The organism is Sinomonas sp. RB5 (assembly GCF_054063535.1).
In genome coordinates, this window is record NZ_JBSSGJ010000016.1 from 38,633 (window position 1) to 56,923 (window position 18,291).

General features: G+C 71.6%; 14 protein-coding genes. 2 read left to right on the forward strand and 12 right to left on the reverse strand.

What is annotated here, in order from left to right:
- Positions 1–107 precede the first annotated feature (107 nt).
- From ACVWWH_RS16395 to mtrA, 4 genes are all read right to left on the reverse strand, one after another.
- A complete protein-coding gene (locus ACVWWH_RS16395) occupies positions 108–992 on the reverse strand; it encodes a ComF family protein (RefSeq protein WP_457317282.1) in 885 nt (294 codons plus the stop codon).
- 258 nt (positions 993–1,250) lie between these two features.
- Positions 1,251–2,966, reverse strand: coding sequence for an LpqB family beta-propeller domain-containing protein (locus ACVWWH_RS16400; protein WP_457317283.1), 1,716 nt, complete (start codon positions 2,964–2,966; stop codon positions 1,251–1,253).
- The gene (gene mtrB / locus ACVWWH_RS16405) at positions 2,966–4,987 is read right to left on the reverse strand and encodes an MtrAB system histidine kinase MtrB (RefSeq protein ID WP_457317284.1); all 2,022 of its coding nucleotides are present in this window, start codon (positions 4,985–4,987) and stop codon (positions 2,966–2,968) included. Before mtrB ends, ACVWWH_RS16400 begins: the two co-directional genes overlap by 1 nt.
- A 36-nt stretch (positions 4,988–5,023) precedes the next feature.
- Positions 5,024–5,698: an MtrAB system response regulator MtrA gene (gene mtrA / locus ACVWWH_RS16410; RefSeq protein WP_066498799.1), complete on the reverse strand. Its 675-nt coding sequence runs from the start codon at positions 5,696–5,698 to the stop codon at positions 5,024–5,026.
- Between the two features lie 165 nt (positions 5,699–5,863).
- Between mtrA and ACVWWH_RS16415 the strand changes: the two genes are divergently transcribed.
- Positions 5,864–6,751 carry a cytochrome c oxidase assembly protein gene (locus ACVWWH_RS16415; protein WP_084249512.1) on the forward strand — a complete coding sequence of 296 codons (888 nt, stop codon included), beginning with the start codon at positions 5,864–5,866 and terminating at the stop codon, positions 6,749–6,751.
- A 15-nt stretch (positions 6,752–6,766) separates the two neighbouring features.
- Here ACVWWH_RS16415 and ACVWWH_RS16420 read toward each other — a convergent pair whose 3' ends face one another.
- From ACVWWH_RS16420 to mnmA, 8 genes are all read right to left on the reverse strand, one after another.
- Complete coding sequence (locus ACVWWH_RS16420; RefSeq protein WP_457317285.1) at positions 6,767–7,783, reverse strand: hypothetical protein; 1,017 nt, start codon at positions 7,781–7,783, stop codon at positions 6,767–6,769.
- Positions 7,780–8,196, reverse strand: coding sequence for a chorismate mutase (locus ACVWWH_RS16425; RefSeq protein ID WP_066498801.1), 417 nt, complete (start codon positions 8,194–8,196; stop codon positions 7,780–7,782). The genes ACVWWH_RS16420 and ACVWWH_RS16425 overlap by 4 nt, the downstream gene beginning before the upstream one ends.
- Positions 8,197–8,317: 121 nt before the next feature.
- Positions 8,318–10,024: a dipeptide ABC transporter ATP-binding protein gene (locus ACVWWH_RS16430; RefSeq protein ID WP_066498802.1), complete on the reverse strand. Its 1,707-nt coding sequence runs from the start codon at positions 10,022–10,024 to the stop codon at positions 8,318–8,320.
- Positions 10,021–11,049: an ABC transporter permease gene (locus tag ACVWWH_RS16435; RefSeq protein WP_141305437.1), complete on the reverse strand. Its 1,029-nt coding sequence runs from the start codon at positions 11,047–11,049 to the stop codon at positions 10,021–10,023. Before ACVWWH_RS16435 ends, ACVWWH_RS16430 begins: the two co-directional genes overlap by 4 nt.
- Entirely contained in the window at positions 11,049–12,137 is a 1,089-nt protein-coding gene (locus tag ACVWWH_RS16440; protein ID WP_066498806.1) for an ABC transporter permease, read from the reverse strand. Before ACVWWH_RS16440 ends, ACVWWH_RS16435 begins: the two co-directional genes overlap by 1 nt.
- Before the next feature lie 83 nt (positions 12,138–12,220).
- The gene (locus ACVWWH_RS16445) at positions 12,221–13,852 is read right to left on the reverse strand and encodes an ABC transporter substrate-binding protein (RefSeq protein WP_457317286.1); all 1,632 of its coding nucleotides are present in this window, start codon (positions 13,850–13,852) and stop codon (positions 12,221–12,223) included.
- Positions 13,853–14,085: 233 nt separating this feature from the next.
- Positions 14,086–15,201 (reverse strand): metallophosphoesterase family protein, encoded by a 1,116-nt coding sequence (locus tag ACVWWH_RS16450; RefSeq protein WP_457317287.1) that lies wholly within the window; start codon positions 15,199–15,201, stop codon positions 14,086–14,088.
- Positions 15,202–15,320: 119 nt separating this feature from the next.
- Positions 15,321–16,568, reverse strand: a complete 1,248-nt coding sequence (gene mnmA, locus ACVWWH_RS16455) for a tRNA 2-thiouridine(34) synthase MnmA (RefSeq protein WP_457317288.1) — start codon at positions 16,566–16,568, stop codon at positions 15,321–15,323.
- Positions 16,569–16,629: 61 nt separating this feature from the next.
- On the opposite strand from mnmA, the gene ACVWWH_RS16460 reads away from it, so the two are divergent.
- Positions 16,630–17,880 (forward strand): NAD(P)/FAD-dependent oxidoreductase, encoded by a 1,251-nt coding sequence (locus tag ACVWWH_RS16460; RefSeq protein WP_066498816.1) that lies wholly within the window; start codon positions 16,630–16,632, stop codon positions 17,878–17,880.
- Positions 17,881–18,291: the final 411 nt, after the last annotated feature.

Consider the following 18,291-nt stretch of genomic DNA (forward strand, 5'->3'; position numbering starts at 1 on the left):
CCAGAGGCTCCGTCGTCAGACAGTCGAGCCCCTTTCCTGAGCCGCTATCGACAGGTCCTTCTGGCTAAAGGACCCACCACCGACGTTAGTGGATCGTCACGCTTTATTCACCCCCCGTTGGCATCCTCCCGCTGTGTGTCCGCTGGGAGCGTACCGGCCGACCTCCGGGCCCCGGCGTCGGGCAGCGGCACGTGCGCGAGGGCCACGAGGCCGAGGACGACGGCGCCGGCGGCCTCGAGTGCGCGGGTCGCCTCCCGGGCGGTCGCACCGGTGGTCAGGACGTCGTCGACGACGAGGCAGCGGCGCCCCTGGAGGGATGGGACGGTGCGGCCGGCCTCCGGTACCCGGGCGCCCTGTCCCCGCACGCGCACATGTCCGCGGGCGGCGAGCGACCCGGAGACGCGGGCGCGGCGCTGGGAGCGGCCGAGCCCCTTCTGCGACCCTCCGCCCGGGGACGCGACCGCGCGCGCCACCGCAGCGAGCCGCTCCCGCGGACCGCGCCTGCGGGGCGCGAGCGCTTCGGCCCACAGGGTCCCGGGCGGGATGCGGCCGTCGCGCCGGACCCGCGCGAGGAGCACCTGCAGCGGATCGAAGCCCCGCCGCAGGAACGCCGCCGCGCTCGTGGGCACGGGCACGTGGAGCACGCCGCCGTCCGCCGCAGTGCCGAGCCCAGCGGAACCGGCCGCGGCGGCCAGGGCCCGTGCGAGGGCGGCGGCGAGCTCGGCGGCCAGGACGGCGCTCCCGTGCCGTTTGAAGGCCAGGAGCGCGAGCGAGAGCTCGTTGCGGTACGGTCCGGCGGACACGGCCGGCAGCAGGACGCGGCCGCTTGCTTCGATCAGCGCCGGCGCGTGGTCCTCGACGCGGGCCGGCCTGGCCGTGAGGCGGCGGACCTGCCTCGCGCAGACGGCGCAGAGCTCTCGATCGGGGGCGCCGCAGGCGACGCAGTCGACGGGCACGAGGAGCCCGAGCACGTCCTTCGCCGCGGCCCCCACGCCGTCGAGCAGCCGCAGCGCCGGGTGCGCAGGGCGCCCCGCGTGCCGCCCGGCGGCAATCGGCTCGGGCCGATGCGGAGGTGGCGCGCCCGGCGGAGGTGGCGCGTCCCGCGGAGGTGGCGCGTCCCGCGGAGAAAGGCACTGGCGATCGGGACGGAGCGGGTGCATGCCTCCAGCCTCACGGGGCGGCGGGGCCGGGGGCCAGCGCTCCGGTGCCCCATGTGGACAACGCGCCCGCACCGAACGCGCCAGGGGCGGCTATCCGGCGAAGGAGAGGCCCTCGACGCCCTTGCCCAGCTCGGTCCACGTGGTGCGCACGAGCGCGAAGACCCCCGCCGGCGTCTGGGCGTAGATCTCCTGGTCGCCGTTGCCGGCCGAGATCGCCTCGATCCCGGGCAGCTGCGGCAGCTGCCGCGGATCTCCGCCCTTGAGCGAGACAAGCTCGGGTGCCACCGCATCGCTGGCGGACACCCCCGAGACGAGGATCGTGGTGTCGTCGACCCAGACCGCACGGCGGGGGCTCTTCTCGGTGGTCGAGAGCGTGATCGGCTCGGAGAGCGCCCGCGGGGTGCCGTCAGCGGCCCGCTGCACGCCGGCGAGCTGGAGCGACGTCGAGTTGCCCTGGGTCGAGAGGATGAGGGCGCGCGTGCCGTCGCGGGAGACGCGCAGGTCCTCCACCGTCCGTCCCGCGAGCCACGGGGCCGTCAGCGTCGCCTTGGGCACGGCCGCACCCTCGGCGGCCCCGACCGGTTTGTAGGCCACGGCCTCGGTCGCGCCGGCGCCGCCCGGACCGGCCGTCCACACCCAGTCGAACGGATCGATCGACGGCCGGCTGAAGCTGGTCCGCGAGTCGAGGAGCCGCGGGGCCTGGTTCGGGACGATGGAATAGAGGCCCTTGGCGCCGAGGAAGGCATAGACGTGCTGCGAGGCGGCCGCGGCGGGATCGTGCGGTCCGAGCGGGGCCACGCTGCGCAGACCGTCGATCCTGGTGGCCTGCCGGCTCGCGTACTGGACGAGCTCGCCGCCGGCGATGCCCACCTGCCAGACCGGCACCTTGGGGTCGACGGTCGGCTCGGGGACCGACTTGCCCGTCGTCGGGTCCTCGAGGGTCACATCGGCCTGGTTCGAGCGCAGCGTCACGTCCACGACGGAGCTGATCCCCGAGAAGGTCCGCACGAGCTGGTAGCGCATGCGCTGCCGGTCCGTGAACGAGGCGTCCCTCAACTCGGGCGTCAGATCGACCTGGGCGGTGTTGTCCACGATCGGCACCGATTCGCGCTCGAGCCGGATGCCCTGCGGGAACGCGCTCGCCACGGCCGAGCGCAGGTAGGGCGCCGGGCCCGCGATGAGGGCGCTCACGAGCGACTTCGCGACCCCCGTATTGTCGATGAACCAGCGCACGTCGGGGACGAGCGTCGTGAAGGAGGGGTCGTAGAAGTACAGGGGGAAGGGCCGGTAGAGCGCCTTGAACGTCTCCTCGGGGATGGCCGTGCCGTCCGGGAGGCCGGACAGGCGCCACTGGCCGTCCACCTGGGAGAGCGTGACGTCGATGTGCTCCTTGGTGCCCGGCGGGAACGGAGTCGTGATGCCCTGGGAGTCCACCGAATAGGCGAGGTCGAACTCGTAGCGGTACTGGTTCTCCTTCCCGGTCGCCACGACGGTCGCGCTGCCCCGGTAGACCAGGGTCCGGTCGCTGGGCTTCCAGGACACCGCCTGCGCGGGCGCGAGGAACTGCCGCGCGACCGTGAAGTCGTTCTGGTAGCCGCTGCCGGCGTTGAAGAAGCCCTCGATCATGGCCTGCGGGCTGGCCCCGTCGCGGGGCCCGGGCGGGATGATCTGGGGTGCATTGCCGAGGGTCACGGCGCTGTCGCGGCTCTTGCCGACGGTGCCGGTCGTGGGGATCTGGGCGCAGCCCGCCAAGGTGACGAGGGCGAGCAGCATCGCGACGAGGGCGGCCGGCACGGAGCGGCGCATCACGCCTCCTCCCCTTCTGTGCCCGGCTCCCCCGGCGGCGTGCCCGGCTCCCCCGGCGGCGGAGCAGGGGCAGGCGAGGGCCCGCCGTCGTCCGCCGCCGTGCCGCCCGCGGCGTGGAACGAGCCGAGGACGACGCCGCGCGTCGACTGCTCCTCGACCAGCACCACGTCGCCGTCGGCCGGCTGGAGCGCGACCGGGGACTCGACGATCTCCGCTCCCGCACGCAGCGGCAGCGTCAGGCGGAAGCAGGAGCCAGCTCCGGGCTTGCCCCAGGCCTGGAGCCAGCCGTTGTGGAGCTTGACGTCCTCGGTGGCGATCGACAGGCCCAGGCCCGAGCCGCCGGTGGTGCGGGCACGGGCCGGGTCGGCGCGCCAGAAGCGGTCGAACACTCGGGCCGCCTCCGAGGGGGACATGCCGATGCCGTGGTCCCGCACGGACACCCCCACCGAATCGGCGTTCGCGGCAACGAAGATTTCGACAGGACGGCCCTCGCCGTGCTCGAGGGCGTTGAGCAGCAGGTTGCGCAGCACGCGCTCGATCCGCCGCCCGTCCATCTCCACGACGATGCTGGGCGAGCGCGTGTAGAAGCGCACCTCGGAGCCGCAGGCCGCAGCGATGGGCGCCGCGGTCTCGATGACGGTGCGGATCACGAGGACGAGGTCCTGGGGCTCGGCGTCGAGCACCGCCGCGCCGGCATCGAAGCGGGAGATCTCGAGCAGGTCGTTCAGCAGGGCCTGGAACCGCTCCACCTGGTTGTAGAGCAGCTCGGCGGAGCGCTTCGTGACGGGATTGAAGGTGTCGCGCGCGTCGTAGAGCACCTCGGCGGCCATGCGCACGGTGGTCAGCGGGGTGCGGAGCTCGTGGCTGACGTCGGAGACGAACCGCTGCTGCATGCGGGAGAGGTTCGCCAGGGCGGTGATCTGCTCCTGCAGGTTCGCGGCCATGTGGTTGAACGAGGCGCCGAGGCGCGCCACCTCGTCCTCGCCCTCGACCGCCATGCGCTCCTCGAGCTGGCCGGAGGCGAGCTTCTCCGACACGGCCGCGGCGTGGCTGACCGGGGACACGACGCCGCGGGTCACGATCCAGGTGATCGCGCCGATGAGCAGGAGCAGGAAGATGCCGCCGAACCACAGCACGTTCTGCATGTCGTCGAGGGTCTGCTGCGCCGTCTCGATGTCGTAGATGAGGTACAGCTCGTACACGGTCCCGCCGAAGCTGACCTTGTTGCCGACCGCGATGGCCGGGTGGATCCGGTTGTCCACCGTCAGCGGGATGGACTGCCAGTACTGCTCCTGCTGCGAGTGCTGGACGGCGTCCCGCAGGCTCTGCGGGATGTCGTTCTCGGTCCGCAGGTAGGAGGCGCGGGAGTCGACCCAGCGGTTGCGCGGCTGGTCCTGGTTCGGCACGGCCAGGAACACGTACTGCCGCGGAGTCCCGGATTCACGGTTCTCAAGCTGGTTGAGGGTGTCGTTGACGAGCTTGAGGACGCCCTGCTGGTCGGTGACCTGAGCGCCGTCGAACGTCTCCTGGACCTGCTGGACCGACTGGCGGGTCTGCACCTCGGCCTGCGCGAGGCGCTCCTGGAAGAGGTTGTTCGCGATCTGGTTCGACAGGTAGGCGCCCACCGCCAGGAAGGAGACGAAGGTCAGCAGGAGCGTGACGAGCACGGTGCGGAACTGGAGGGACCGCCGCCAGCGGCGCGCGAACCCGCCCCGGGCCGCGAGGAGGGCCGGCCCGATGTTCCGCAGTCCGCGGAACCCGGCGCGGAACGCCCGGAATCCGAGGACGCGGGCGCGCTTGGCCGCGATCCGCGCCCGGTCCCCCACCTTGCGCCTCGTGGCCCACCGTCGGGCGAGGCCCCAGGCCAGGCGCAGCCGCGAGCCGGACCGCGCCGATCCGCCCAGCCCGGCCTGCGCGCGGGGCGCGTTCGGCTCGCCGTCGCGGGGGGCCTCCTCGGGGGAGGCGCCGGCGCCCGCGGGGGGCGTCCCGGGGGGCGTGCGGTGGTCCTGCTCGATGTCCATGGTTCTCGTTCTGGCGCGCGGCGTGCGTGCCCTGTGCTAGCTCCCGGCCTTGTACCCGACGCCGCGCACCGTGAGGATGACCTCGGGGGCCTCGGGATCCCGCTCGATCTTCGAGCGCAGGCGCTGGACGTGGACGTTGACGAGCCTCGTGTCCGCCGCGTGGCGGTAGCCCCACACCTGCTCGAGCAGCAGCTCGCGGGTGAAGACCTGCCAGGGCTTGCGGGCGAGCGCCACGAGGAGATCGAACTCGAGCGGTGTGAGGGAGATGTACTCGTCGCCGCGCTTGACGGTGTGCCCTGCGACGTCGATCGTGACCTCGCCGATGCGCAGCGTCTCGGGCGCCTTCGTCTCACCGGGACGGAGCCGCGCGCGGACCCGGGCCACGAGCTCGGCCGGCTTGAACGGCTTGGGCACGTAGTCGTCCGCCCCCGACTCGAGGCCGCGCACCACGTCCGAGGTGTCCGACTTGGCGGTGAGCATGACGATCGGAACGTCCGATTCCGACCGGATCTGCCGGCACACCTCGATGCCGTCGAGCCCGGGCAGCATCAGGTCGAGGAGGATGAGGTCCGGCTTCTGGGCCCGGAACACGTCGGGGGCCTGGGCGCCGTCGGCGCAGAAGACGGGATCGAATCCGTCGTTGCGCAGGACGATGCCGATCATCTCGGCCAGGGCCTCGTCGTCGTCGACGACCAGAATGCGTGCCTTCATGCCTTCCACTCTCCCCCAACTGCGCGATGTCGCTGACCATCCGGGCCCTGCCGGGCCGGGCATGCGTTTGGTCCATTCTAGGCGGCGCGCCGCCGCCCACCGTCGCCTGGGCGGGGCCCGGGCGTTTCCAGCGCCGTCCCAGCGAAGCGATCTAGACTGCGCCCTGTGCCTCCCCTGACCACTGTGCTGGCCTCGTTCGCGCTCGACCCCGCGGCGGCCCTGCTGGCCCTCGCGGCCGCGGCGCTGTACGGGATCGGGATGGCCAGGGCGCGGCGACGCGGAATCGCCTGGCCCCTGTGGCGGGCGCTGTGCTTCTACGTCCTCGGCCTCGTGCCGTACCTGGTGCTCGCCTGCGGGTTCACCGGGGCCTACGGGTCTTCGCTGCGGTGGGCCTTCACGCTCAAGATCGCGCTCATGTTCTTCGTCGTCCCGCTCTTCGCCGGGCTCGGGCGCCCGGTGGGCCTGGCTCAGGCGGCGCTGGGGGACGCCGGGCGCGCGCGCCTGGAGAGCATCATGCAGAGCCGGGCCGTGCGCATCCTCGGCAATGCCTTCGTGGCGCCGATCATCGGGCTCGTGCTCTTCGGCACGTTCCTCACCCCGCTGCTGGCGCTCTACCGCTCCCAGCCGGTGGTGAGCGGCGCGCTGAGCGTCCTGGTCCCGCTCGTCGGCCTCGTCCTCGCGCTGCCGCTGACGGAGGCCGAGTCCTTCGAGCGCTCGAGCGCGTTCATCGTCCTGGAGTTCGTCTACGTCTTCATCGAGCTCCTCGCGGACGCGATCCCGGGGATCTTCCTCCGCCTCGCGCCGACGGTGCTCGACGGCGTCTCGACGTGGCCGGCAGGCGCGCCCTCCTGGTTCCCCTCGCCGCTGCGGGACCAGCAGCTGGCCGGGGACCTCCTGTGGTTCATCGCCGAGGCTGTCGACATCCCGGTCATCATCCTCATGTTCGTGCGCTTCTCGCGCAGCGACCGGCGGGAGGCGCGGTCCTTCGACGAGCTGACCGACGAGCAGATGGACGCGCTCGCCGAGGAGCACCTGCGCCGCCGCAACGGCTGATCCCCCGGGTTGGGCTCAGCCGAGGGCGATCTGGTTCACCGCGTCGGCGACCTTGACCGCGGCGGTGAGCAGCGCCGTCGCCTCGGCCGGAGAGAGGGCGGCGAGGCCGCCCACCGGGGTGACGCGGACGGCGTCGAGCGCGGAGAGCGGCAGGCCGAGCTGGCGCCACGGCCGCAGCACGCGCTCGGCGAGCGCGCGCGTGCGGGGCCGGGCCGCGGCGTCGTGCGAGACCGCGCCGAGCCAGACCCCTGCGCCCGCCTCGACGGCGCCGGCCAGCTGCTCCCACTGCGGCACCGTCAGGTCCGCGATCGGCAGGGACACGGCGTCGGCGCCCGCGTCGAGCACCCGCCCGATCGGCGCCTCCCACGCCGGGAGGTTCACGACGACGGCCTCCGCGCCCGCCGCGTGCAGCGCCTCGGCGGCCCACGCCCAGGCGAGCCCCGCCTCCTCCGCGGGCACCGACCGCAGCGTGCGGTAGCCGCTCGCCGTCGGGAGGAGCCCGGCCAGCACGCGCGCCGCGTCCGGCTCGTCCAGCTGCACGGTGAGGCGCGCCCCCGGCGCCGCCCGGCCGACGCGGTCGAGGAACGGCGCGAGCCCGGCCGCGAGTGACTGCGCGACGTCGCGCCGGGCCCCGTGGTCCACGAGGACGCGCTCGCCGGAGGGCAGGTAGAGCCCTGCCATGAGGCTCAGCGGGCCGAGCACGCGCACGTGGAGCGCGTCCGCGCTGCGCTCCTCATGCCCCACCACGTCCGCGAGCACGTTGAGGTCGGTGGAGAGGGCGGAGGCGGCGCGGGCCGCATCGAGCCCGGGCTGGGGCACGAGCCGCCACCCGTGCGGCTGGACGTCGGCGTGCAGGTCGGCGAGGATCGAGGCGGTCCGGCCCACCGGGTCCGATCCGACGCCCCGGTCCGGCAGCTCAGCCAGGACGGGCAGGTGCGGCGTCCCGAGCTCGCCGCGGATGGCCCTGGCGGCCTCGAGCGGATCAGTGCCGGGCCAGTCGCCCAGCGCCGTCGCGGTGACCTGGCCGGTCACGCGCCCGCGTCCGCGGGCGCCGCGCCCTGCCCATGGTCCTCGGCGATCGCCTGATGGTGGCGGATGACCTCGCTGATGATGAAGTTCAGGAACTTCTCGGCGAAGGCCGGATCCAGCTGGGCCTCCTCGGCCAGGCGGCGGAGGCGGGCGATCTGCGCGGCCTCCCGGTCGGGGTCCGCCGGCGGGAGATGGTGCTGGGCCTTGAGGAACCCGACCCGCTGGGTGACCTTGAAGCGCTCGGCCAGGAGGTAGACGAGGGTCGCGTCGAAGTTGTCGATGCTCGAGCGGATCGAGAGGAGCTCCGCCATGACGGCCGGATCGACGTGGCCCGTCAGCGAACTGGCGCTCGGATCGTAGCCGCCGCGCGGGATTTCTGTCGTCTCGACGTCGGTGTCAGGTCGCTGCTCGGTCATGGTCTCCAGTCTATGGGGCCGCGGCGGCGCCGGGTTTCCGTGACGGGACGGCCGCGGCCCCCCACCCGTGTCCGGGCGAGGGGCCGCTGTGCGCGGTGGCGGAACGGGGCCGCCGTCCGCATCAGCTCCCGAGGAGGGCCCGGTGCGCCCGGCGCCGCTCGGCCTGCTCCACGGGGTCCGGGACCGGGAGCGAGGCGATGAGCCGCTTCGTGTAGTCATGCTGGGGTGCCCCCATGACCTGGCTGCCGATCCCCTGCTCCACCATGCGCCCCTTGTACAGCACGCCGACCCAGTGGCTGAGCTGGTCCACCACGGCGAGGTCGTGGCTGATGAACAGCGCCGCGAAGCCCAGTTCGGCCTGGATCTCGCGGAACAGCTCGAGCACCTTCGCCTGCACCGAGACGTCGAGGGCCGAGGTGGGCTCGTCCGCCACCAGCAGCTTCGGCTCGAGCGCGAGGGCGCGCGCGAGGGAGGCCCGTTGGCGCTGGCCCCCGGAGAGCTCGTGCGGGTAGCGGGCCGCGTACGATGCCGGCAGCTGCACGGACTCGAGCAGCTCGCCGACGCGGCGCCTCACCTGCGCGGAATCGAGGTCCAGGTGGACGATGAGCGGCTCGGCGATGCACTCGCCGATGGTGAGCTGGGGGTTGAAGGACGCCGCGGGATCCTGGAACACGAAGCCGATGTCCTTGCGGACCGGTTTGAAGGCCCGTTCCCTGAACCCGACCATCTCGTGCCCGAGCACCTTCAGGCTCCCGCCGGTGGCGCGGTTGAGCCCGGCGATCGCCCGGCCGATCGTCGTCTTGCCCGAGCCGGACTCCCCCACGAGCCCGAACACCTCGCCGGCGCGCACCGTGAAGGACACGTCCTGCACGGCGCGGAACGGCGGCGTGCCGAGGCGCCCCGGGTAGGTGATGTCGAGCCCCGTGGCCTCGACGAGGACCTCCCCGTCCTGCCGCAGGCGCTCGGTGGCGCCCTCGGAGGCCGAGTCCCGCCCGAGGTGGGGCACGGCGTCGAGCAGGCGGCGCGTGTAGTCCTCGCGCGGGCTGGCGAAGAGCGTACGGACCGGTGCCTCCTCGACGACCTCGCCCTGGTACATCACGACGACGCGGTCCGCGAGGTCCGCCACGACACCCATGTTGTGGGTGATGAGCACGATCGAGGTCCCGTACAGGTCCCTCAGGTCGCGCAGGAGCTCGAGGATCTCGGCCTGGACGGTGACGTCCAGCGCCGTCGTCGGCTCGTCGGCCACGATGAGTTCGGGGTCGAGCGCGAGCGCGGCGGCGATGACCACGCGCTGCTTCTGGCCCCCCGAGAACTGGTGCGGGTAGTAGTCGACGCGCTTCTCGGGATCAGGGATGCCGACCTTGCGCAGGGCCTCGATGGCCCGCTCCCTGGCCTCCTTCTTCGAGATCCTCTTCCCGTCGCGGCCATGGTGCGCGCGGATGCCCTCGGCGATCTGCCAGCCAACCGTGAAGACGGGGTTCAGCGCCGTCGAGGGCTCCTGGAACACCATCGCCACGTCCCGGCCCCGCAGCTCCCGGAGCTTGCCCGCGCTGACCGTGACCACGTTGTGCCCGTTGATCACCACGGCGCCGGAGCGCGTCGCGGTCTCGGGGAGGAGGCCGAGGATCGTCTTGGCCGTGACGGTCTTGCCCGAGCCGGACTCGCCGACGACGGCGACGACCTCGCCGGCGCGGACGTCGAGGCTGACGCCGCGCACCGCGTTGACGGGGCCGGAGTCGGTGGCGAACGTCACCTCGAGGTTGTCGATGTCCAGGACCGTGGCGGTGGACCCGGCTGCGGGTGCCACGTCGAGCTGCTCACTCATGCTGGGCTTCCTTCCGAGCTGGGGGCCGTGGCGACCTTCGCGCCCTTGGCCGCGCTCTTCTTCTTGCCTCGGGTGCGGATCCGGGCGTCGGCGAGGTCGTTCATGCTCTCGCCCACGAGGGTGAGGCCGAGGACCGTCAGGACGATGGCGAGGCCGGGGAAGACCCCGGTCCACCAGATTCCCGCCGTCACGTCCGAGGTCGCCTTGCTGAGGTCGTAGCCCCATTCGGCAGCGCTCGTGGGCTCGATGCCGAACCCGAGGAAGCCGAGGCCCGCGAGGGTCAGGATGGCCTCCGAGGCGTTGAGCGTGAAGATGAGCGGGATGCTGCGGGTGGCGTTGCGGAACACGTGCCGCGCCATGATCCTCCAGCTCGAGGCACCGATCACCTTCGCGGACTCCACGAACGGCTCGGCCTTGAGGCGGATCGCCTCGGCGCGCACCACGCGGAAGTACTGCGGGATGAAGACCACGGTGATGGAGATCGCCGCGGCCATGATGCCGCCCCACAGGCTGGACTGCCCGTGGCTGATGACGATCGACATCACGATGGCGACGAGCAGCGAGGGGAACGCGTAGACGGCGTCCGCGACCACCACGAGGATCCTGTCGAGCCACCCTCCGACGTAGCCGGAGACGAGGCCGAGCGCGACGCCGGCGAAGATCGAGAGGATGACGGCGACGATGATCACGAGGATCGCGGTCTGCGTGCCCCACACGACGCGCGAGAACACGTCGAAGCCGCCGACCGTGGTGCCCCAGATGTGCTGGGCGCTCGGGGGGTCCTGGGTCGGGAAGTTGCCGCTGGCATCCGCGAGCTGCGAGTACCCGTAGGGGGCGATGAGCGGGGCGAGGATCGCGCAGAGCAGGAAGATGCCGGTCAGGACCAGGCCCGCGATGAGCATGGTGCGCTGGACGCCCACGCTCATGCGGACTTGGGCTAGCACGGGGATCTTGGTCCAGAGCGGGTCCTTCCGCTCGATCTGCGGAACCGCGGCGGAGGAGCCAGTCGGGGTGGGGGCCGTCATCAGTACCTCACTCTCGGGTCGATGAGGGCGGCGATGACGTCCACGATGAAGTTCGTGACGGCCACGATCACCGCCAGGAGCACGACGATGCCCTGCACCGCGACGAAGTCACGGGCGGTCAGGTACTGCGCCAGCTGGAAGCCGAGGCCCTTCCACTCGAAGGTCGTCTCGGTGAGGACCGCGCCGCCGAGCAGGAGCGCGATCTGCAGGCCCATCACGGTGATGATCGGGATGAGCGCGGGCTTGTAGGCGTGCTTGGTCACGAGCCGGAACTCGCTCACGCCCCGTGACCGGCCCGCCTCGACGTAGTCCTTGCCGAGGGTGCCGATGAGGTTGGTCCGCACGAGCCGCAGGAAGACGCCGGCCGTGAGCAGCCCGAGGGCGAGCCCCGGGAGGATCGCGTGCTGCTCGACGTCCCAGAATGCGGCCATGTTGCCGCTGCGGAGCGCGTCGAGCCAGTAGATGCCCGTGGGTGCGGACAGCTGGGTCAGCGCGAGCTCGGTCGTCGTCGTGGCCCGACCGGCGATGGGCGTCCAGCCGAGCCAGACGCCGAAGACGAGCTTGAGCAGGAGACCGGCGAAGAAGACCGGCGTGGCATAGAACAGGATCGCGAGCACGCGCAGCACGGCGTCGGAGCCCTTGTCCCGCCGGTGGGCGGCGACCATCCCGAGCGGGATGCCGACGATGAGCGCGACGACCACGGCGTTGACCGCGAGCTCGAGCGTCGCCGAGCCGAAGGTTGCGAGCATGTCCGTCACGGCCCGGTTGTCGGAGATGGTGCGGCCGAAGTTGCCGGTGAAGATCTGGCCCAGGTACTCGAAGTACTGGACCATGATCGGCCGGTCGTAGCCGGCCTCGTGGATGCGCTGCTGGAGCTGGTCGGCCGGCAGGCGGCCGCCGAGCGCGGCGGTGATCGGGTCTCCGGTGATCCTCATGAGGAAGAAGACCATGGTGACGAGGATGAGGATGGTCGGGATGATCAGCAGGAAGCGGATCACAAGGTAGGTCAGGAGGCCGCCGCCCTTGGTCTTGGCGACGGGCTCTGGGACACCCGCGGCTTCTGGGGGTGCCTCGGTGAATGCAGTCATGGTGGGGGTTCCTCCGCACCGCAGCGGCGGGATGCCGGTTGTGCATCCCGCCGCCGCGTTGGTCTAGCTGTTGTCCGTGCCGCCTACTTGCTCAGGACGCCGAGGCGGAACTTGAACGACGGGTCCAGCGTCGAGTCGACGCCCTTGACGCTCGTTCCGGACACGGCGACCTGCGAGCCCTGCAGCAGCGGCAGGGTCGAGAGGTCCTTGGCGACGTCGTCCTGGATCTGCCCGAGCTGCTGGGAGCGGGAGCTCTTGTCCGGGTTGGTGGCCTCCTTGGAGATGAGGTCCTGGACCGCCGTGCTGGTGTAGTGGTTCTTCAGGAAGCTGTTCTCGGTGAAGAACGGCGTGAGGTAGTTGTCCGGGTCGGAGAAGTCCGGGAACCACCCGAGCTGGTACATCGGGTACACGTCCTTGGTGCGGTCCTTGGAATAGGTGACCCACTCGGTGGACTGGAGGTTGACCTTGAACAGGCCGCCGGCCTCGAGCTGCTGCTTCACCAGGGCGTACTCGTCGCCCGAGGACTTGCCGTAGTGGTCCGGGTTGTACTGCAGGTTCAGCGTCACCGGGCTCGTGATGCCGGCGTCGGTGAGGGCCTTCTTGGCCTTGTCCGCGCTGGGCTTGCCGTTGCCGTCGCCGTACATCGACTTCAGCGGGGTCGTGGCGCCGAGGAAGCCGTCCGGGATGTAGGAGTACAGCGGGGTGTAGGTGCCCTTGTAGACCTGGGACGCGATCGCGTCGCGGTCCACGAGGTCCGCCATCGCCTGGCGGACGGCCAGGGACTTGGCGGGGTCGGCCTGGGGGGTCTTGGCGCCGAAGGGCATCGTGTCGAAGTTGAACACGATGTAGCGGATCTCGCCGCCGGGGCCCTTGTGGACGGTGACCTTGTTGTCCTTGGCCAGGCTGTCGACGTCGGTGGCGGCGAGGGAGCGCCAGGCGACGTCGATGTTGCCCTGCTGGACATCGAGCTTGAGGTTGTTCGAGTCCGAGTAGTACTTGAGGTTGACCGTGTCCGTGGCCGGCTTGCCGAGGAGGCCCTTGTAGTCGGGGTTCGCCTTGAAGGACACGAGCTGGTTCTTCTGGTAGGAGGAGATCGTGTACGGGCCCGCGAAGGCCTTCTTCGAGATGATGTCCTCGTCGTTCATGACCTTGTCGGCCGGGAAGACGTTGTGGTCGACGATCGGCCCGACCGGGCCGGTGAGCACCTGCGGGAAGGTCTGGTCGTTGCCCTTCTTGAGGTGGAACACGACCGTGGTGGCGTCCTTGGCGTCGACGCTTGCGAGGTTGTCGAGGAGCGAGGCGGGGCCGTTGGGGTCGTTGATCTTGACCTGCCGGTCGAAGGAGAACTTCACGTCGGTGGAGTCAAGCGTGTCGCCGTTGGCCCACTTGAGCCCGCTCTTGAGCTTGACGGTGTACTCGGTCGGCGAGGTGAACGAGGCCGACTCCGCGATGTCCGGCTGCGGCTCTGCGCTGCCGGGCTTGGAGTTGAGCAGGAACGGGTAGATCTGGTTCATGACCATGAACGACCCGTTGTCGTAGGACCCTGCCGGGTCGAGGAACGTGACCTTGTCGGTGGTGCCGACCGTGATGGGTCCGCTCGAGGCCGAACTGTTCGAGGAGGATCCTCCGGAAGGCCCGGTGCACGCCGTGAGCGTGAGCAGGGTGACGCCGGCGAGCGCGATGGCGCTCCGCACGGCAAATCTGGTCTGAGACATCAATGACCTTTTCTTGTCGAAAGTGGCCGTGCCCTCCCCCACGCGGGCACGCGCGGGCGTGACCCAAGGCACAGTCGTGATGCCATCGATTCAATCACTGATTTCGTGAAATGAAGGACTTGTTTGAATCAATCGAGACCTAACGGTGACCTTTCTCCCGTCGGCGGGCTCCCCCGCGGCGCCGCGGACGACGGCGGCACCCGCCGCGCGCCGTCGTCCGCGGTGTGCCTGCGCTACTGCGTGAAGGGAACGCGCCGCCAGCTGAGCACGGGCTGGCCCTTCGCCGCGTCGCCGTCCGCGGCGACGTCCACCTTGAGGTAGTCGGTCGCGTTCGAGGAGCCGTCGACCGTGACGCGCGTGAGGTTGTCCGCGGTGCCCTGGACGCCGTAGCGCGCGAGCCATGCCGAGCCGGCCGCGAGCGGGCGGTCGGAGTTGTAGACATGGCTGTCGCCGTTGAACAGGTACACCTCGCCGTCGAAGGCCGAGGCCCCGTCCACGAGGGCCTGCACGAGCGGGGTGAACGCGCTGATGTCCTCCGGCGTCGGCGTGTAGGTCGGGTCGAACATGTCGGCCTGCTGGGAGATCACGACCGTGCGGTCGTGGCGCTGCTTCGCCTGGGCGAAGGTCTGGCGGACCTCGGCGATGTCCGCCGCCGTGCGGGAACGCACCTCCGCGGCCTGCTCGGGGGTCTCGGCGGTCTTGCCGAGACCGGTCCACGGCTGGGAGGCGTTGTTGCTGCCCGGGACGTTGATCGCCGCGAACGCCACGCGGTTCCTGGTGAAGGACACGTTCTCGGGCACGCCGAGGGCTGCCTGGCTCGCGACCGGCATCGTGGCCCCGAGCGTCGTGCCTGGGGTGCTGAAGAACATCTGGCGGATCTTCGCGAGGCGCTCGAGCGGGTTGTAGGCGCCGTTGTTGGTTCGGTGGCAGTCCGTCCACTCGTTGTCGCCCGGCGTGTACACGAGCGGGTGGGTGAACGCGTCGAAATCCGCCCGGATCTGGGCGAAGTACGCGTCCGAGCAGACGGTCGAGCCGTTCTTGATGTCGCCGACGTGGATCACGAAGTCCAGGGACGTGTCCGCGTTGAGCTGGGCGACGTGGGCGGGGAAGTCCGCGAGGGCTGCCGCACCGTAGGGGGTGTCGCCGATGACAGCGAAGCTGAAGGCGGGCTTGGGCGCGGGGGCGGTCGCCGCGGGCGCGGCGGAGGCCGGGGCGGCGAGGCCCGCCGAGGGCAGGACGGACGCTGCGGCAGACGCGAGGGCGACCGCGGCGGCTGCGGCCGCGAGGCGGGCGCACGAACGGCGGGCGCGCGAACGGTCAGAGCGCAAACGGTGAGTCTGGGCGGGCATGGCGCTTCTTCCTCTGCAGGGCTGGCTGGACAGGGGCAGGCTAGCCAGCCGAGGTGCTGCAGGGGCGTCGCGCAGGTGTACGGCGGGAGAACAGCGTCTGCGCAGGCGTGACGGGGCGGTCAGCCGACGCGGTCCAGGGCCCTGGCCGCGTCGATCGTGGCCTGGCCGAGGACACGCGTGCCCTGGTACAGGACCACCGTCTGTCCCGGGGCGACCCCGCGCAGGGGCGTGTCGAGGGTGAGATGCAGGACGGGGCCCGGCCCGCCGTCGGCAGGCCCGCCGCCGGCCGTCCCGCCGTCGGCCGTCCCGCCGTCGGCAGGCCCGCCGCCGGCCGTCCCGCCGTCGGCCGTCCCGCCGTCGGCAGGCTCACCGTCGGCAGGGCCGCCGTCGGCCGGCTCGACCCGGGCACGGGCCGGCACCGGGTCACCGTGGGCACGGACCTGGGCCTCGCAGGCGAACTCCTCCCCGGCCTCCGCCCCGGCCGGCGGCAGGCCGGCCCACGAGAGGCGGATTCCGCGGATCCACTCGACCGCGAGGAGCTTCTCCGGCCCCACGACGACCGTGGCGTCCTTGGGCCGGATCTCGAGGACGAAGCGCGGCTTCCCATCGGGCGCCGGGCGGCCCAGCCGCAGGCCCTTGCGTTGGCCCACGGTGAAGGCATTGGCGCCGGCGTGCTCGCCGACCTTGGCACCCGTCTCGTCGACGATGTCGCCCGGCTCCATCTCGATCTGCTCGGCGAGCCAGCCTCGGGTGTCGCCGTCGGAGATGAAGCAGATGTCGTGGCTGTCCGGCTTCTTCGCGACGGAGAGGCCGCGGCGCTCCGCTTCGGCCCGCACTTCCGCCTTGCTCGGGGTGTCCGCGAGCGGGAAGAGGCAGTGCTCGAGCTGCTCGGCGGTGAGGACGCCGAGGACGTAGGACTGGTCCTTGGCCCAGTCCGCGGCGCGGTGCAGCTCGGGGCTGCCGTCCGCGGCCCGGAGCACCTTGGCGTAGTGGCCCGTGCAGACGGCGTCGAAGCCGAGGGCGAGAGCCTTCTCGAGGAGCGCGGCGAACTTGATCCGCTCGTTGCAGCGCATGCATGGGTTCGGGGTGCGGCCCGCGGCGTACTCGGCCACGAAGTCGTCGACGACGTCGGCCTTGAACCGTTCCGAGAAGTCCCAGACGTAGAAGGGGATGCCGAGCCTGTCGCACGCCCGCCAGGCGTCGTTGGAGTCCTCGATCGTGCAGCATCCGCGGGAACCGGTGCGCAGGGTGCCGGGCATGCGGTTGAGGGCCAGATGGACCCCGACGACGTCGTGCCCCGCCTCGACGGCGCGGGCGGCGGCGACGGCGGAATCCACTCCCCCGCTCATGGCTGCCAGAACTCGCACCGGTCTATTCTAGCGTCGGGGGCGGCCGGGCCGCCCCGATCCTCGGCGGCAGGGAGGGCACATGGAGCATCCGATCGTCATCGCCGGCGGGGGCCTCGCGGCCGGGAGCGCGGCGAAGACGCTGCGCGAGGAAGGCTACCGCGGGCCCGTGCAGGTGGTCGCCGACGAGCGGCGGGCCCCCTATCTGCGGCCCCCGCTGTCGAAGGAGTTCCTCAAGGGCGCGGGCGCCGACGCGGACCTCGAGGTCAATCCGCCGGCGTGGTACGACCAGAACGGCGTCGAGCTCCTGTTGGGCGAGCGGGCGGCCCAGATCATCCCCGACGCCCGCATGCTCCGGCTCGAGAACGATGCCCTCCTGCCCTACTCGAAACTGCTCATCGCCACCGGCGCGCAGCCGCGGCGCCTCAACGTGCCCGGCGCCGACCTCGAGGGCGTCCACAGCCTGCGCAGGCTCGAGGACTCGGTCGCCCTGCGCTCCGCGCTCTCGGCCGGGGACCGGCGCGTGGCGGTGGTCGGAACGGGCTGGATCGGGCTCGAGGTCGCCGCGGCGGCCCGGGAGTACGGGAACCAGGTCACGGTGCTGGGCCGCCACACCACCGTGCTCCGGCAGCTCGAGCCGGCGCTCGGAGACGTGTTCCGCCGTGCCCTCGAGGCCGAGGGCGTGGCCTTCCGGCTCGGCTGCCACCCGGTCGAGTTCGTCCGCGCGCCCCAGGGTGACGGCGTGGCCGCCGCGGTGCTGAACACCGGCGAGCGGATCGCGGCGGAGACCGTGGTCGTGGCCGTCGGGGTGGAGCCGGACACGCACCTCGCCGAGGAGGCCCGCCTCCCGGTGCGCAACGGGATCGTGACCGACGCGTCGCTGCGCACCCGGATAGCGGACGTCTACGCCGCGGGCGACGTGGCGAACTCGCTCCAGCCGTTCACGGGAGACCACGTCCGCAGCGAGCACTGGTCCAATGCGCTGAACGGAGGGAAGGTCGCGGCACGGTCGATGCTCGGCCAGGAGGCCCGGCTGGACCTCGCCCCGTACTTCTATACCGACCAGGCAGGTCTGAGCATGGAGTACTCGGGCTACTGGCAGCTCGTGCACGGCGCCGAGCTCGTGCTGCGCGGCTCGATTGCGACCGCCGAGGCCGCCCGGGAGGGCTTCGTGGCCCTGTGGGTGCGCGACGGCGCGCTCGTGGGCGGGATGAACGTCAACGTCCCCCGGCAGCAGAAGGCCATCAAGGCGCTCATTGCGTCCCGCGCCCGCCTCGACCAGCGCCGGCTCGCGGACCCGTCGGTTCCGCTCGCCGAACTCGCCGGGCTCTAGCCGCCCCATCTGGGAGTCACCTCCTGAAGGTCAGCTTCTGGGAGTCACTTCCTGAAGGTCAGCTCCTGCGGGCGGACGGATCCGACCGGCTTTCTCGCACTCGGTCCGGCGTGTCGGCTCTGGGGACGGCGTGTCGGACCGCATGGTGCCCCAAAGCAGGTCGATCTCGTCCCCCTGGCGCCGGGCGTGGGCTCCGGCGGCGAGCCGCCGGGGCGGTGCTCGACGCGCACGACGCCGCCACTCGCCGTCGGCCGCCCGGTTCACCTCGGCGAGCACTCGCGGGAGGTGACTTTCAGAAGCTGCCCCACAGAAGGTGACCTCCAGAAGGTGACTTTCAGAAGCTGACTCACAGGCGGTGACCTTCAGGACGTGACTTTCAGGAGGTGACCTTCAGAAGGTGACTCCCAGGGG